This window comes from Paenibacillus catalpae, from assembly GCF_900112695.1.
Taxonomy (GTDB): domain Bacteria; phylum Bacillota; class Bacilli; order Paenibacillales; family Paenibacillaceae; genus Pristimantibacillus; species Pristimantibacillus catalpae.
In genome coordinates, this window is record NZ_FOMT01000001.1 from 416,192 (window position 1) to 431,212 (window position 15,021).

14 protein-coding genes and 2 tRNA genes are annotated in these 15,021 nt (G+C 51.5%); 11 read left to right on the forward strand and 5 right to left on the reverse strand.

Going from position 1 to position 15,021, the window contains the following annotated elements; genetic code table 11:
- The first annotated feature begins 27 nt into the window (after nt 1-27).
- The 5 genes from nrdF to BM200_RS01450 all read left to right on the forward strand — a co-directional run bounded on the left by nrdF (nt 28) and on the right by BM200_RS01450 (nt 4,011).
- Nucleotides 28-984 (forward strand): class 1b ribonucleoside-diphosphate reductase subunit beta, encoded by a 957-nt coding sequence (gene nrdF, locus BM200_RS01430; protein WP_091180511.1) that lies wholly within the window; start codon nt 28-30, stop codon nt 982-984.
- 326 nt (nt 985-1,310) lie between these two features.
- Complete coding sequence (locus tag BM200_RS01435; protein ID WP_091180514.1) at nt 1,311-1,766, forward strand: GyrI-like domain-containing protein; 456 nt, start codon at nt 1,311-1,313, stop codon at nt 1,764-1,766.
- A 78-nt stretch (nt 1,767-1,844) separates the two neighbouring features.
- Nucleotides 1,845-2,642: a PhzF family phenazine biosynthesis protein gene (locus tag BM200_RS01440; RefSeq protein ID WP_091180516.1), complete on the forward strand. Its 798-nt coding sequence runs from the start codon at nt 1,845-1,847 to the stop codon at nt 2,640-2,642.
- Between the two features lie 23 nt (nt 2,643-2,665).
- Nucleotides 2,666-3,349: a YjjG family noncanonical pyrimidine nucleotidase gene (locus BM200_RS01445; RefSeq protein WP_091180518.1), complete on the forward strand. Its 684-nt coding sequence runs from the start codon at nt 2,666-2,668 to the stop codon at nt 3,347-3,349.
- A complete protein-coding gene (locus BM200_RS01450; RefSeq protein WP_091180520.1) occupies nt 3,346-4,011 on the forward strand; it encodes an HAD family hydrolase in 666 nt (221 codons plus the stop codon). Before BM200_RS01445 ends, BM200_RS01450 begins: the two co-directional genes overlap by 4 nt.
- 145 nt (nt 4,012-4,156) lie before the next feature.
- Here BM200_RS01450 and BM200_RS01455 read toward each other — a convergent pair whose 3' ends face one another.
- Entirely contained in the window at nt 4,157-5,335 is a 1,179-nt protein-coding gene (locus BM200_RS01455) for a GGDEF domain-containing protein (protein WP_091180522.1), read from the reverse strand.
- 396 nt (nt 5,336-5,731) lie between these two features.
- Between BM200_RS01455 and BM200_RS01460 the strand changes: the two genes are divergently transcribed.
- The 3 genes from BM200_RS01460 to BM200_RS01470 are packed head-to-tail and all read left to right on the forward strand — an operon-like array spanning nt 5,732 to nt 11,351.
- Nucleotides 5,732-6,862 (forward strand): glycosyltransferase family 4 protein, encoded by a 1,131-nt coding sequence (locus BM200_RS01460; RefSeq protein WP_091180524.1) that lies wholly within the window; start codon nt 5,732-5,734, stop codon nt 6,860-6,862.
- A 2-nt stretch (nt 6,863-6,864) separates the two neighbouring features.
- Nucleotides 6,865-8,142 carry a metallophosphoesterase family protein gene (locus BM200_RS01465; protein WP_091183404.1) on the forward strand — a complete coding sequence of 426 codons (1,278 nt, stop codon included), beginning with the start codon at nt 6,865-6,867 and terminating at the stop codon, nt 8,140-8,142.
- Nucleotides 8,139-11,351 (forward strand): AAA family ATPase, encoded by a 3,213-nt coding sequence (locus tag BM200_RS01470; RefSeq protein ID WP_175532700.1) that lies wholly within the window; start codon nt 8,139-8,141, stop codon nt 11,349-11,351. Before BM200_RS01465 ends, BM200_RS01470 begins: the two co-directional genes overlap by 4 nt.
- Here the strand turns inward: BM200_RS01470 and BM200_RS01475 are convergent.
- Together BM200_RS01475 and BM200_RS01480 are read right to left on the reverse strand one after the other, a co-directional pair.
- Nucleotides 11,316-12,353 (reverse strand): YkvI family membrane protein, encoded by a 1,038-nt coding sequence (locus tag BM200_RS01475; protein WP_091180529.1) that lies wholly within the window; start codon nt 12,351-12,353, stop codon nt 11,316-11,318. The two genes, BM200_RS01470 and BM200_RS01475, sit on opposite strands and share 36 nt — an antisense overlap.
- Before the next feature lie 85 nt (nt 12,354-12,438).
- Nucleotides 12,439-13,134, reverse strand: coding sequence for a hypothetical protein (locus BM200_RS01480; protein WP_091180531.1), 696 nt, complete (start codon nt 13,132-13,134; stop codon nt 12,439-12,441).
- 207 nt (nt 13,135-13,341) lie between these two features.
- Here BM200_RS01480 and BM200_RS01485 point away from each other — a divergent pair, with 207 nt between their 5' ends.
- The 3 genes from BM200_RS01485 to BM200_RS01495 are packed head-to-tail and all read left to right on the forward strand — an operon-like array spanning nt 13,342 to nt 14,498.
- On the forward strand, nt 13,342-13,911 hold the full coding sequence (locus tag BM200_RS01485; protein WP_091180533.1) for a xanthine phosphoribosyltransferase: 570 nt from the start codon (nt 13,342-13,344) through the stop codon (nt 13,909-13,911).
- Between the two features lie 40 nt (nt 13,912-13,951).
- Complete coding sequence (locus BM200_RS01490) at nt 13,952-14,266, forward strand: hypothetical protein (RefSeq protein ID WP_091180536.1); 315 nt, start codon at nt 13,952-13,954, stop codon at nt 14,264-14,266.
- A 19-nt stretch (nt 14,267-14,285) separates the two neighbouring features.
- Nucleotides 14,286-14,498 carry a hypothetical protein gene (locus BM200_RS01495; protein ID WP_091183407.1) on the forward strand — a complete coding sequence of 71 codons (213 nt, stop codon included), beginning with the start codon at nt 14,286-14,288 and terminating at the stop codon, nt 14,496-14,498.
- Nucleotides 14,499-14,613: 115 nt separating this feature from the next.
- On the opposite strand, the gene BM200_RS01500 is transcribed toward BM200_RS01495, so the two are convergent.
- Together BM200_RS01500 and BM200_RS01505 are read right to left on the reverse strand one after the other, a co-directional pair.
- Nucleotides 14,614-14,700 (reverse strand) — tRNA-Leu (locus tag BM200_RS01500).
- 130 nt (nt 14,701-14,830) lie between these two features.
- Nucleotides 14,831-14,917 (reverse strand) — tRNA-Leu (locus tag BM200_RS01505).
- Nucleotides 14,918-15,021 lie beyond the last annotated feature (104 nt).

The following is a 15,021-nucleotide window of genomic DNA, read 5'->3' on the forward strand; positions in this document are numbered from 1 at the left end:
CAGCCTTCTACCAAAGGAGCAGGATTAATGAAAGCAGTAAACTGGAACCGTCCGGATGACGACTTTACTCTTACTTTCTGGCAGCAGAACGTTATGCAGTTCTGGACAGACGAAGAAATTCCACTCTCCGACGATAAAATGGACTGGATGGAAATGAGCGACACCGAGCGCAGCGTATACAAAAACGTGCTGGGTGGTCTGACGCTTCTCGATACCATTCAAGGCGGCATCGGCATGCCGAAAATTTTGGAGCATGTAGACGGCCTGCAGCGCAAAGCGGTACTGGCGTTTATGTCAATGATGGAGCAAATTCATGCGAAGTCGTACTCCAGTATTTTTACAACACTGGCTTCGACAGAAGAGATTGACGCGATCTTCCAGTGGGTAGAGACAAACGAGCAGCTGCAGAAGAAGGCGACACTAATCTCTTCCTGGTATCACGGCATTGAGACGAAGCAGCAGTTGTATAAAGCGATGGCTGCATCGGTCTTCCTGGAAAGCTACCTGTTCTACAGCGGCTTCTTCTATCCGCTTTACCTGGCTGGCCAAGGCAAAATGACAAGCAGCGGCGAGATCATTGACCTGATCCTTCGCGACGAGAGTATCCACGGCCTGTACGTTGGTGTTCTGGCACAAGAGCTGTTTAATGAATTCAGCCCTGAAGAGCAGGCGCAATTGAAAGAAGAGGTATATGCACTTCTGAACACCTTGTACGATAATGAGGTCGTGTACACGGATAGCCTGTACAGCCCGCTTGGCCTGCAGGAAGAAGTGAAAACATATGTCCGCTACAACGCCAACAAAGCTCTTATGAACCTGGGCTTTGATCCTCACTTCCCTGAGGAGCCGGTTAACCCGATCGTCTTCAACGGTATCAGCACACATACGAAGCAGCATGACTTCTTCTCGAAAAAAGGCAACGGCTATGTACGTACCGTACATATTGAGCAATTGCGCGATGAAGACTTCGTTTTTAATATGTAATTAATGAAAGTGGCCCTGGTTTCTATACCAGCGAGGCCACTTTTTTTTGCATGAGAGCAACCGGAAAAAACAATTAAAATACTATCCTAAAAATGGTAAACATGTTACACTAATGGCGAATAAATACACATCCCGGCGGAAACGAACCGTCAAAAGCAGAGTCAATTCTAAGAGTACCTTGGCAAAATTTTAAGCCAATGCTTTCGAAGTAAGTTTTGCATCAATTCTAAGAGTTTATAAATTTTTCTTTAACTTGGCTTAGAATTCTCCGGATTGAAACGTGCTCTACCGCCTAAGGTAGGCAAAACTTTTTAGGAGGAATTCGCTTGGACAACTGCTCCATCATTACGAAGCCTGCTATACATTTGGCCGGAATCAGCTATTGCGGTCCTTATTCCACATTTCCGGATGAAGCGATCCGGCTGCAGAGCGAGTTCCTGTCCCGCAAGCACGAATTAAACACCGTATCCAAATCACCTGTCCTATACAGCCCGTACTTTGGCAATGAAGTCTTTGCTTCCTATTGGGCTTGTTATGAGGTGTTTCATATGGAGGAGCTGCCAAGAGGCATGGTGCAGTTCACGATCCCGGAGCACCGTTATGCGATGGTTGCGACCTCAAATAAACGGATTGGCGAAGCTTATGAGCAGCTGTTTGCCTGGATGAATGAGCGAAAGCTGAACAAGCATGACAGCGCGCTTGCCATTGAAGTGTTTTACACTGATGAACGGCATTGGGAAGAGGAAGAGGTTGAGCTTCTTATTCCTTTGCTTGATGAATAAATAGGAAACAGGGTGCCACTACAGGTGTCCCTGTTTTTTTGTATCGTTTATAATGAAGGTAACAAGGGGGGGCGGAAGATGAAACCGATCTATGTGGTAGATGCTTTTGCAAGCGAGCCATTCCGGGGCAATCCGGCAGCTGTATGCCTGTGCGAGAAGCCGGAGGATGAGCGGTGGATGCAGAAGGTGGCGGCGGAGATGAACCTGTCGGAGACTGCATTTCTGGTGCCGATTGAGGACGGTTATGACCTGCGCTGGTTCACACCGGAGACGGAAGTTGATCTATGCGGACATGCAACGCTGGCCTCGGCATTTGCATTATGGCAGACCGGCAGGCTGCAGCCGGAACAAACAGCCCGGTTTGTAACAAGGAGCGGGGTTCTTACCGTTACCATGGATGCTAGTGATGGCTGGATGACAATGGACTTTCCGGAAGAATCGCCGCAGCCTGTGAACGCACCAGAGGCGCTAATTCAAGGGCTTGGCCTAATTCCTCGGTATACCGGCAAGAACCGGATGGATTATATGGTCGAGGTGGACAGCGAGCAAACAGTGCGAGGACTTACGCCCGATCAGCAGCAGCTTGCTGCTCTTAACGGCAGGGGAGTTATCGTAACGGCTAAAGCAGCAGCAGGCGCGGCTTATGATTTCGTATCGCGCGCCTTCTACCCGAACGCGGGCATATTGGAGGATCCGGTTACAGGCTCGGCTCATTGCGCACTTGCGCCCTATTGGGCCAGAAGGCTCCGCAAACAGGAGCTTACGGGATATCAGGCTTCCAAACGCGGCGGCATCGTGAAGGTGGCCGTTAAGGGCAGTCGCGTCTTATTGACCGGCGAGGCAAAGATGATACTGCAAGGTACACTCGAAGTATAGTGAATTTGGAGGCAAAATCTGCAATGAACTATGACGTTATATTATTTGATGCTGATGATACGCTGTTCGACTACAAGAAAGCAGAAGACTACGCGCTATCAAGCGTATTTGAGGAATTTGGGATCCAGTCGCCGGATACCGATTACGTGGCCATTTATCGGACCATTAACCAGGAGCTCTGGAATGACTTTGAGAAGGGGGCAATCTCGCTTGCTGACCTTCGCGTAGAACGGTTCAGCCGGTTGTTTGCCGGAACAGGCTTAACGATAGGAGCGGATGAATTCAGCAGCCGATACTTGAGCTATTTGGGTGCTGGTGCCTACCTGATTGACGGCGCGGTAGAACTTATTGAAGAGCTCCGATCGAAGGTAAGGCTTGCCATTATTACAAACGGGATTCGGGAAGTGCAGCTTTCGCGTTTCTCCAAAGCGGGTATGGACCAGTACTTCGAGCATATTATCGTGTCTGAGGATACGGGTTATCAGAAGCCTCATCTTGGCATATTCGAGTATACGTTTAATAAGCTCGGTATTACCGATCCGGGCAGAGTATTAATTGTAGGGGATTCGTTAACCTCTGATATACAGGGCGGTCTGAACAGCGGAATGGATACCTGCTGGTATAACCCGCATAACAAGCAGAATCCGTCTCCTGTTCAACCCAAATTCGAAATTAAACAATTATCCGAGGTGCTGACGCTGTTATGACAAAGACGTATTCGCATATTTTATTTGATCTGGACGGCACATTAACCGATCCGAAGCTAGGCATTACAAGTGCCATCCAGTATTCTCTCAGCAAATTTGACATTCAGGTGGATAACCTGGACGTTCTGGATCCTTTCATCGGACCTCCGCTTGCCGGCTCGTTTAAGGAGTATTACGGATTCACAGACGAGATGGCGACTCAGGCTATCGCGTACTACCGCGAATATTTTGCGGAGAGAGGGATGTACGAGAACGAGCGGTACGAGGGCATTAAAGAGGTGCTTGCTTCCTTAAAGGAGCAGGGGGCGTTGTTGTATGTCGCGACGTCGAAGCCGACCTTTTTCGCTGAAAAGATTATCCTGTACTTCGAGCTGAGCGAATACTTCGAATTTATTGGCGGCAGCAATCTGGATAATACCCGCGTAGATAAAGGTGAGGTGATCGAACATGTGCTGCTATCCTGCGGCCTATCCGCAGAAGATGCGATCATGATCGGCGACCGCAAGCATGATATTATCGGCGCCAAACGTCATGGAATGGACTCCATTGGTGTGGGTTACGGTTATGGCAGCAAGGAAGAGCTGAAGTTTGCGGAACCTACTTACTTGGCGGCGACTGTAGAAGAGCTTGGCCTGCTGTTGGCACGGTTGGTCAGGAAGTAACCTGAGATAAGCCTTGTGTGCTCGCTCCCAATGTGGGAGCGAGCTTTTTTTGTTGCGGGGAGGTAACCGGGGATAGGTTAGGCTGGAAAAAAGAGGCCGGGTCCGGAGCTGCCTACAGCTGCCTAAGACTAGACCTTGCTTGGTTTTACAGGGTTAGAGCTTTTTTCTTGCTGGAAGGCAAGGAGCTGAATAGAGATACCTTGTTCTTGCCGGTAGTCTTCGAATGGTACATCGCTTCGTCCGCCAGCTTGATAAGCTGGACGACTTCCTGACTATCCTTGGAAGTGCTGACGCCGACACTTACGGTTACAATGGTTTCCGCCTCGACACGGCTGCGGATTGATTCGGCAACACGCTCCGCCTTCACCCGTTCGGTCGAGATGCAGGCAAGCAGTTCCTCGCCGCCGTATCGGCCGGCAGCTCCGATGCCCGCAGATTCTTCCTTCATAATCTCCGCAACCTGCTTCAGAACGCCATCGGCCTTATGATGGCCTTGGGTATCGTTAAGCTTCTTGAAATTGTCGATATCGCAAAAGATAACGGCTAGACCTTTCTGATTCTGCAGCAGCTGCTCTGCCTTCGAGGTGAAATGGCGCCGGTTGTACAAGCCCGTCAAGCCGTCCGTAATCGAAGACTGATAAGTCATCATCAGCCGCTCAATGACCCATTCGAACAGCAGGAGGAACAGCTGCATGAAATAGACGATTGGCAGGAAATAGCCGAGCAATACGAGCCAATCAACGGAACCATGGAACACGTAACCGTCAGCAATTCTAGAGAGGTCCAGAACGAAGTAAGTAATAAGACTGGCCGAGAACTTGCCGTTCATCTCCGCGCCTTTGGTACCAAGCATGACCAGGAAGGTCACGATTAAAGAAAAGAAATCAAGACCAAGAAAGCGGTACTGTCCTCCCGGCAGCAACGTGTCTCCGGAGGGACTCGTAAACATGGACTGCACAGCAGCGATCACAAAGGTAAGGCCAATCAGCAGAACGAAAGGCATAACTTTTATCTGCGCGCCGCGATGAGTATATAATTTCATGAACACAAAGTTTATAATGATGAAAGAGACAATTTGCAAAATCATCGAAGCGACATGCAGCCACGGGGGAAGCTCCTGCTCTGGATAAGCAAGCATCGCAAGAACGGTGTTCTGTATCATGAACAGCGGGATTGTCAGGGTAAGCAACCGGTAGATGCGTTTGTTCCGATAGCTGGTATACAGCCGAGTCGACATGAAAAGCATGAGTATAAGGATGATAATGACACATGCGGAAGAAATCAGTTGGCCGTTGGGCCCGGTTAGCCAGGTTAGAATTGTCATAAATTAGTATCACCATATCCCACTTTAGTGTTGCTTTACAGAAACATATGTTCTAATATATCATGTTTTAGAAGATGGTAAAAGCATGCCCCTAGAACGAAACTGCCTTTATAAAGCGTCATATCTAATAATTAAGTTATCGGATTATAACATGGCAAAATTAAAGATGGGCAATAGTTGATAGTGGCTTCACCATTCATTAAGGTGATGCTTACGAAGGAAAAATCGTCACAAATAGCGGGTAAAACCGCTACTTGTGTGATAATTTTTTAGCCGATGCTTACGAAGTAAAAATCATCACAGTAGAGGGTAAATCCGCAATTTGTGTGACAATTTTTTTTAGTTAATGCTTACGAAGTATGAATTGCTTCACAATTCATTTTAGGAGGAAGGACATTGAATATACTACAGGCATTGTTTTTTCCGCCGGAACAACCGGGCGGCGTGTCCTCCATGGTGCCTTACATTCAAGAGCGTTTTTTGAAACTTGGCTGGCAAATGGAATTATTCTCGCTTCCGAAGCGGGTAAGAGGTAAAGGACAGGAAGATTTCGTATTCGAAACGTTTGATGTGACACCGTTTCTTGGTGATCCTATCGTTGATAAATATTTGCAGACGATGCGGGACTATATCTGGTGGACGCGTCTTCGCCTAAAGCGGTCATACGATATCATTCATGCGCATCATCCTATTGCAGCGCTTGTCATGAAACAGCTGTATCCGGATACGCCGGTGATGATGACGATTCACTCCAGCTTCGAACGGGAGCTTGTCCTGAACGGAAAAATCAAGGAGAACAGTGTAGCGCACCGTTTTCTGACCTCGATCTACGGAGAACTGGAGGCAAAGCTTGACCGCCTGCTGACGGTATCGGATTCTTTCCGGGCATATTTATCCCCATATATGAAGGATACATCGGTTATCAAAGTGATTCCGAACGGTTTTGACGAGAAGCGCTTCAAGCCAATCGCCCATGAAAATGCCGTACCTCAGTTTATTACGGTATGCCGTCTGGTTCCGGCCAAAGGGCTCGATGTTCTGCTGCATGCTTGTGCGGAATTAAAACGGCGCGGCCATCCTTTTGTCCTGCATATTATCGGGGACGGGCCAATCCGGGAAGAGCTCGAAGCGCTTGCTGTAGAGCTGGATTTATATGACGACATTATTTTCTACGGCTATATGCTTCATCCGGAAGAGTTCATGCCATTCTTCGACGTCTTTGTCCTTCCGTCGCGCGCGGAAGCATTTGGCTCCGTGTTTGCAGAAGCGGCTTTATGCTGGCTTGCTTTGGTTGGAACCAACGTCGGGGGGATTGCCGAGCAAATCGAAGACGGCGTGAACGGACTGTTAGTCCCGCCGGAAGATGCGCCTGCGCTGGCCGATGCGCTTGAGAAGCTTGTAACGGATCCGTCATACAGGTACAACCTGGCGCGTGCCGGCTGGGACAAGGCGAAGAAAGTATATTCGCTCCAACGGGTCATCTCGCAGATGAAAAGAGTCTATTTATCGCTGAAACCGGAGGAATAATCGTGGCGGTTCCTTTTCGATTTATACATGCGGCAGATTTGCATCTGGATAGCCCATTCCGTGGAATGAGCAAAGTGCCGGAAAGGCTGAAGGAAAAGCTGATGGCTTCAACCTTCAGCGCCCTGCGCCGGCTAACGGAAACAGCGATTCAGGAGCAGGTTGATTTTATCGTCATCTCCGGCGATTTATATGATGAAGCGGACCGGTCACTAAAAGCGCAGCTTCAATTATTGAAGGAGTGGGAGCGGCTGCAGCAGCACGGGATTGCCGTTTTTGTCATACATGGCAATCATGATCCTCTAAACGGCGCGCGCGCGGAGCTTAAGCTTCCGCCCAATGTTACCCAATTTGGCGCCAATCAAATGGAATATCGGCCGGCTTACTGCAGAAACGGTGAGCTGGCTGCTTTTGTTTACGGGATGTCGTACGGAAAGCGCCATGTGACGGATAATTTGGCAGCAACATATATGCCGGCTGAGGGAGCGCCTTTTCATATCGCTATGCTGCACGGCAATGTGAACGGCGATCAATCCCATGATCCTTATGCGCCATGCTCGCTTGAAGAGCTGGTCGGCAAAGGGTTTGACTATTGGGCATTGGGCCATATCCATACCAGGAGGGTGCTCCATGAGTATCCGCATGTCGTTTATTCAGGCAATATCCAAGGACGTAATCCCCGTGAGACCGGCCCAAAAGGCTGTTATTTGGTCGAGGTGTCAGCTTTACAAGCTGTACAACTGAATTTTGTGCCGCTTGATGAAATAAGGTGGCTGGAAGCCGGGTTGTCGATTACGGGGCTGACTACGGAACAAGAGCTTCTCCAACGCTTAGAAGAGCTGGTGGAGCAGCTTGCCTTGGAAGGCGAAGGCCGGACTGTTATGCTTCGGCTGCTGCTGCAAGGACAGGGGCCGCTGCATCAGAAGCTGGCGGAGACCGCTACAATCCGTGCTTTGCTGGAGCAGCTGCAGCAATTATCGGTGGAAGCGTGGGTATATGCTCTCGAAGGGAACACCAAAGCGGAGCTGCGGCTGTCGGAGCTCGAGGCGGAAGACAGCTTTAGCGGTGAGCTGTTCAGGCTGACGCAGCGCTTGGAAGCGGATCAGCAGGCATGGAGGCGGGAAGCGGCAGCCGCGGTTGCTCCTTTGGCTGATCATGCGAAGCTGGGAAGGCTGCTGCGCGGGCAATGGGACGAGCTGCCCCGGCACTGGCTGGAACAGGCAAGGGAACTTGCCATCGGGCTGTTAATGGCAGACGGCAGCGAAGGGAGGAAGGACGAATGAAGCTGCTGGAGGCACGAATTGACGGCTTCGGCCAGCTGCAAGGACTAACGATCCGGCTGGACGGTCCTTCCGTTATTTTATATGGAATGAACGAAGCTGGTAAAAGCACGCTCTTTGGCTTTATCCGGACGATTTTGTATGGATTTGCAAGACGGAATCAGCCGGCCGAGCGACAGGAGCCTATAAATGGCGGTACTCATGGCGGACAGCTGTTATTCGAGGATGAGGAAGGACGCATTTATATTGCCGAGCGTTATGCCAGTCAGAACGGAGGCAAGCTGAAGCTGAGAAGACTGGATCTGGCGGATCTGCAGCCGGAACCGGAGAGCTGGTTAGCGCAGGAGGAATGGGAACGGAGATTTCTTGGCGGTACTAATGAACAGCTGTTCCGGGAGCTGTATGCGATTACGTTAACGGAGCTGCAGCAGGTTGGAGCATTATCGCATGACGAGCTGGGCAGGTACTTGTATCATGCCGGCTGGGAGAACGGTAAAGTGATTGCTGCTGCTGAGAAGAAGCTGCAACAGGAGATGGAGCAGCTGTTCAAGCCTCGCGGATTTAATCAGCAGATGAATAAACAGTTGAAGACGCTGGAGCAAACGGAGCAGGAGCTGCGAAAGCAAGCAGATGCCATTCAAGTATACAACGAGCTGCAGCGGGAGATGGAGCAGATTAATCTTGAGCTGGGGCAGCTTGACGAGGAGCTGCCTCATCGGCAGTCTTCTGTGCAATTGGCGGGTAAAGCTTGTGCGGTACGGCCTTTATGGCTGAAGCAGCTGGAGCTTGCCCGGGAGCGGGTAGGCATTGCGGGCGCAGAGCGGATTACGGCGGAAGCGGAGCATAGCTGGCAACAGCTGCAGAAGGAGAGAAGCAGCAGGGCTTATGAATATGAGCAGCTTGGTCAGGAGCAGCTGCTTATCAAACAGAAGCGCGAGGTTATTCTGGTGGATGAAGCGCTTCTTGCCCGTAAAGAGGAAGCCGAAGCCATGCTGCTTGAAAGTGAACGGATGCAGCTCTTGCGGGAGGAGAGAATTGCGTTACTCGCAGAGCTGCACGCAGATGAGGAAATGTTAGCCCGGCTGCTCGGAAGGATTGCTTCGAGCTGGGGGGAACAGGAGCTGCGGGATTTGCAATTAACGGTTTCAGACCGGGAATATGTACGGGGGCAAAGACAGCTTGAAGCGGCAGCAGGCCGAAGCACGGAGAGGCAGAACGCCGATCTGCAAGCCGTTATGCAGCAGGAACGCGAGGCTGCGCAGCTGCTTGCCGAAGCAGAAACCGAGCTCGCACGAGCTGAAGCGGCTGCTGGCGGGCATACAGCGATTATTGGCGCCGCGTTTCTCCCGCAAACGAGCGAAGCGATGCGTGCAGCGTGGAACAGCTGCGATGCCGCGCTGCGCGAGTGGGAGCTGGAGCGGCTGCAGGTCTCAGCCGCTCGAGAGGAAGCAGGCCAGAGCTTTGCCGGCCCGCTGTGGATTGGCGCGGCGCTGGCAGGCGGCGCCGCTGTTGCTTTGGGCGCCGCCTTACTTGGCGGCGGCGCTTTCCCTGGCGCAGCCGGCGCAGCTGCTGCGCTAGGCGCGCTCGCGCTTGCGCTGGCGGCGCTGGCGCAGGCCCGCGGCCGCAGGGCGGCTGCTGCGCGCAGGCCGCGGCGTACTCGCGGCCCGGCGCCAGCGGCAGCGCGCGAGCAGCGCGTCCGCGCAGCGCTCGCGGCGCTTGTCAGCGCGCCCGCGGAAGCCGCCGCGGCGCTGCTGGCGAAGCCGCCGCAGGCAGCCGGCGCGGCCCGCGAGCAGCTGCGCGCCGCAGCCGAGGCGCGCGCCACGGCGCTGCAGCGCAGCGAGCAGCTCGGCGCCGGCCGCCTCGAGCTGGCGCGCCGCCATGCGCGGCTTCGCGCTGCCGCGGGCGAGCGCCGCGAGGCAGCTGCCGCCGCGGCTGAAGAGCATGCAGCCGCGGCCCGGCAATGGCGCGGCTGGCTGGAAGCACTCGCGCTGCCGGATATGTCGCCGGATGCAGCGCTCGAAGTGTTCGAGCTCGCCGAGCAAGCTTTGCTCCGGCTCCAGCAGCGTGACCGCCGCGCGGCAAAACAGGCCGCGGCGGATACCCAGCTCGCCGCGTTCGAAGCGCGCGCGGCGGAGCTTTGCGCCCCTCTCCCTGACGCGGCGCATCGCCTGCCTGCCGAGCCGGCGCTTGCGCTGCGGCTCCTGCAGGCGGAGCTGCGCCGGCAGGCAGCGGCGCAGGAAGAAGCCGCCCGGCTGGATGAGCGGCTGCAAGCTTTGCAGATCAGCATAGCTGCCGTACAAGAGCAGCAGCAGCAGCTTACCTCATCCAGCCGGCAGCTCATTCTGGCTGCCGGCTTCAACAACGAAACCGAATTCGCCGCGATTCTCGTTCATCGCGCGCGGTTAGAAGCGATAGATCACGAAATGGACAAGCTGGAGATCGAGATGACGGCTGGCTTGTCCGGACAGCGGATGATTGAACTGAAACAGCTTATGTCGGTCCATGATCGAGATGAGCTGGAACAGCTCTATTCCCATCTTCAAAGGAAGACGCAGCAAATGGAGCAGAGCAGGGCGGAGCTTCTCGATAGACGAGGCAGACTGCGCCAGCAGTTGGAAAATTTACTGCAAGAGGAGAAGCACCGGGGGCTGCTTGCGGTTAAGGAAATGACAGTGGCCCAGATTACGCAGGATGCGGAGAGATATGCCGTACTGGCGATCAGCGCGTCTCTGATCCGGGCTACGAAACGGATTTATGAGGAAGAGCGGCAGCCTGCCTTGCTCAAGCTGGCGAGTGAATATGTAAGGAGGCTTACGGAAGGACGGTATATTCGGGTTCTAACAACACCTGATCAACCGTCGATCCGTCTCGAAACCTTCGATAACCGGTTGGTTGATTCCGCTTTGCTAAGCCGCGGTACGGCGGAGCTGGTCTATCTGGCCATGCGGCTTGCGCTTGCGGCAGAACGAACAGCAGCAGCGGGGATGCCGCTGCTGCTGGATGATTTGTTTGTTAACTTCGACCGCGAGCGTCTGCAATCGGTAGCTCTTCTGCTTGGCGAGTTGTCGTCAACACGGCAAATGATTTTGTTTACTTGTCATGATCATATCAGGGAGGTACTCCAGAGCTGTATCCCTCATGCCCTTCAAACTCAGCTCCCCGGCAGAAGCCGGCAGCTAGTGAGCCATCTTTCGCCTAATGACCAGGAATAGCCAGCCCAAGCTGATGAGGCCAAAGATCGGGTAGAGCGTGGAGAGCAGCGTACCAAAGCCGATCTGACTTGCGATGAAGCAGAAAGCGAGCACCCCCAAGGTCAATACCGGCCGCGACCATTTCAGCCGTTCCTGAAGCTGAAGGGTTAAGCCGTAAATATCGGCAATAAGGGTTGTGAAGATCTCGGCAAAGATCAGGAAAATATAGATGTATTGAACAACATGGCCAAGCTGCTTGGCGATGCCTCCCATCGGAATTGCAAACTGCTGAATGCCGGGCATATGGACGGATAACGCGATGTGGCCGGCCAGAAGCATAACGCCAATTCCAATCCCGCCGATCCACGAGCCAAGTTTAATCGTTTTACGGTCACGAATTTCTGCACCAAGAGGGACAAGCACGGCTTGCGCCATCGACAGATTAAAGGCCGTATACAGAAACGGCGATGCCCATGCGGCAAAAATCGAATGGTCGGTCGTGATCGTAACGAACCTGCTGGATTCCGGTGTTTGGAAGGTGTCCAGCATGATGAGGACCGTAAACAGCAGCATGACCGGCACCACAATGGCATTAACCGTCAGAATCGCCTTCATTCCCTTGCGAAGCAGGAAGTAACAGGCGGCAATGGTGATGATCAAACCGGATTGATAGGAGATATTCCAATTCTCGTAAAAGATCGTGCCCGCACCGGCGAGCATGACAGCCGTAACTCCCAGCAGCACGACAAGCATGAAATGGCTGATCCATTTCCCGTACTTATCGCCAAATAACGCGATATTGAGATCTTCATAAGATTTGGCCCCGATGTCACTGGCTATGAGCATCATTTTGCCGCCCAGCCATATAAAGAGCGCCGTCGCGACTGCGATCGTCAGTGTACCCCAATAGCCGAAGCGGGTAAAAAACTGCAGGATCTCTTGTCCAGTCGCGAAGCCGGCTCCCACAATGGTGCCTATATAAGTAGATGCGATTTGCAGAACTTTACCTGTACGATTTGCCATGGCTTGTCCTCCCGAAATAACCTTCTATATAAAAGGTATGTCCAAAGAGGGACGGGCATGACTGCAACTTCATTCAAAGGGACGATTATGCCCCTGCCAGCAATTTAATGGAAACGATTTTGTCACGGTCAGGATCAAGGTCAAACTTCAGGAGCGAGTCTTTTCCTTGATAAGTAATAATGTAGCTGTTCTGAGAGGAAGGCTTCCCGAGCGCCTTCAACACGGCGTCTGTCCGATCCTCGACCTTTATGCCGCTAAGTCCGGTGACAATGGATTTATCGTAAACCTCAATGTATTGGATGGTCTTGCGATCGTTGATTCCAACTGCAAAACCTTTATATTCATGGACTTCGATCGTTTCCGCATCATCTTCCAGACTATAAATATCGTCCGCGCTTCCGAAGCGGTCAGACACTTTGACGTTGGAGTCGCCAATGGCAAGCCCCAGCATCACCGGATGAGAGGCATCCCATTGCTGCTTGTTTGTTGAGTTAGTGCCCGAGGCCTTACCGCTTGACGATTCCGCACTCGTATCTCCGCCATCGGAATTAGCGTTGTTTGAGTCGGGTTCATTTCCGTACTTGCCGTCTTCTTGCCCTTTCAGATAGGTTTTCTGAGGGGTATCTCCCGTCAAGTAGGAGTCCGTATGCTTCTCAGCAGGCTGATAACTTGATGGTGAACTCAGGTTTAATTCATTCGTGCAGCCAGTTGCCGTCAGCATAGTCAAGGCGAGTATGGCTGCCCATTTTGCTGTGTCGTATTTCCGCGTTGTCTTGTGCATTCTTTTGCGCTCCTTTTGGGTCGCTTTTTGTCCTTTATCTTATCATAATAAACGCCTATAAATGGAAAAAGTTTCTTCATTATACATCCCTTCTATTAAAAAGATCTCATCTCCTCTTTCGATAAAAAATTTGAAAAAGCCGGGTTGCGTTGTTTGCCTTTCCTATGGTAAGTTATCGAAAAGAGATTTTGGTGGAGGGAAATAACGATGGATATTTTAAAAGAACGAATTTTAGAGCAAGCATCGGTGCTTTCAAACGATGTGCTGCGATTGGATTCCATACTTAACCACCAGGTCGATCCTGCTCTAACGATGGAAATGGGACATGAATTCGCTAAACGATTTGCTGACGAGAAAATTACGAAAGTTGTTACGATTGAATCTTCGGGTATCCCGATTGCTTTCGCAGCGGCTTATGTACTAGGTGTACCGCTTGTATTCGCACGTCGCAAGAAAACTTTAATCGCGGATCCGGAAGCTTATTCGGAACGTGTCCCATCTTTCACGAAGGGGATGGTGACCGACATTATGGTGTCGAAGCAGTTCTTGTCGAATGAGGATAAAGTGCTCTTCATTGATGATATTATTGCAAATGGCGACGCGGCCCGCGGACTTATTAAGATTATCGAAAGATCAGGCGCCCATCTGGTAGGCATGGGTATCGTGCTGGAGAAATCATTCCAGGCCGGTTCCAGAACGTTGCGGGAGCAAGGTGTCAGGGTTGAATCACTTGTAAATGTTACTTCTTTGAAAAACGGGCAAATTCAGTTCGACTAAGTTATAATGATAGTGAAGGAACCGAGGGGAGGCAGCGGCAATGATAACTTCTGAATTTTTGTCAGCAAAACTGGGTGACGCGAAAGTTCACTTCGAACGCGCACTTGATTGCAAGCATACGGAATTTGATGATTTGTATCCTTATATGATTGAGCATCCGCAATTTTTCTGGTACAAGCGTTATGTCGCATGGTCGGAACTTCTTACGATTGTGAAACTTTGCGACGAACTCGGTGAGGAATGGAAAAGTCAATTCACGGAACGTCAGGCTGAATATATTGCAAAACGCGTCATGTCTTCGAGAGTGCTCGATGAATGGTATGAAACCAATGATTCCAAGGAGCATGTCGGTTAGTCCGTACGGAGGTATTGCGGTGATTAGTGAAGAGCAGTTAGATCAATTCCGCGTAAGCGGGGACAGGGTCCGGGTTATGCGGGACGAGATGGAAGTAAACGATGTGGTTGGAATCGTCGTTGCATGGGACGATACAACCGTCGTCATCCGTCGCGCGAACAGGCGAGTCGTCAAGCTGAGCCGCAATTACCGTTTTGAGCTTGCCTCAAGCGAACGCGGATCTGATGGGTAGCAAGTAAAGCAGGAAACTCTGTTTCAACAGGGTTTCCTGCTTTTTTATTGCCTGACAACAAAAAAAGGTTTTGGCGTCTATTGCTAGACTAACCAAAACCTTTGACTTTTTAAGTTGGTGCGGTCGAGAGGACTCGAACCTCCACGGCTGTTACACCACTAGAACCTGAATCTAGCGCGTCTGCCAATTCCGCCACGACCGCAAATGTTGCTAACGAAAAATATAATATCATTACTTCTTAGGTGGAGTCAAGTTGTTTTTTTATAAAAGATGCAAATGTCCGGAAGACAAATAAAAAAGGCTCCAGCTCATGCGCTGAAACCCTTTATGTATGGTGCGGTCGAGAGGACTCGAACCTCCACGGCTGTTACACCACTAGAACCTGAATCTAGCGCGTCTGCCAATTCCGCCACGACCGCATGCCTTATTACGTCCCTTATGGTAGCATGTCCGCGATTCATTCGTCAACCCATCCAATAAAGTTGCAATATTCAGCATATTTTTCCTCGATTGGACAAACAAT

Bases quoted from the DNA above. Each gene is read 5' to 3' on its own strand.
- nrdF (WP_091180511.1), top strand. From the start codon at position 28: ATGAAAGCAGTAAACTGGAACCGTCCGGATGACGACTTTACTCTTACT.
- BM200_RS01440 (WP_091180516.1), top strand. From the start codon at position 1,845: ATGAAACCGATCTATGTGGTAGATGCTTTTGCAAGCGAGCCATTCCGG.
- BM200_RS01445 (WP_091180518.1), top strand. From the start codon at position 2,666: ATGAACTATGACGTTATATTATTTGATGCTGATGATACGCTGTTCGAC.
- BM200_RS01450 (WP_091180520.1), top strand. From the start codon at position 3,346: ATGACAAAGACGTATTCGCATATTTTATTTGATCTGGACGGCACATTA.
- BM200_RS01455 (WP_091180522.1), bottom strand. From the start codon at position 5,335: ATGACAATTCTAACCTGGCTAACCGGGCCCAACGGCCAACTGATTTCT.
- BM200_RS01470 (WP_175532700.1), top strand. From the start codon at position 8,139: ATGAAGCTGCTGGAGGCACGAATTGACGGCTTCGGCCAGCTGCAAGGA.
- BM200_RS01475 (WP_091180529.1), bottom strand. From the start codon at position 12,353: ATGGCAAATCGTACAGGTAAAGTTCTGCAAATCGCATCTACTTATATA.
- BM200_RS01480 (WP_091180531.1), bottom strand. From the start codon at position 13,134: ATGCACAAGACAACGCGGAAATACGACACAGCAAAATGGGCAGCCATA.
- BM200_RS01485 (WP_091180533.1), top strand. From the start codon at position 13,342: ATGGATATTTTAAAAGAACGAATTTTAGAGCAAGCATCGGTGCTTTCA.
- BM200_RS01490 (WP_091180536.1), top strand. From the start codon at position 13,952: ATGATAACTTCTGAATTTTTGTCAGCAAAACTGGGTGACGCGAAAGTT.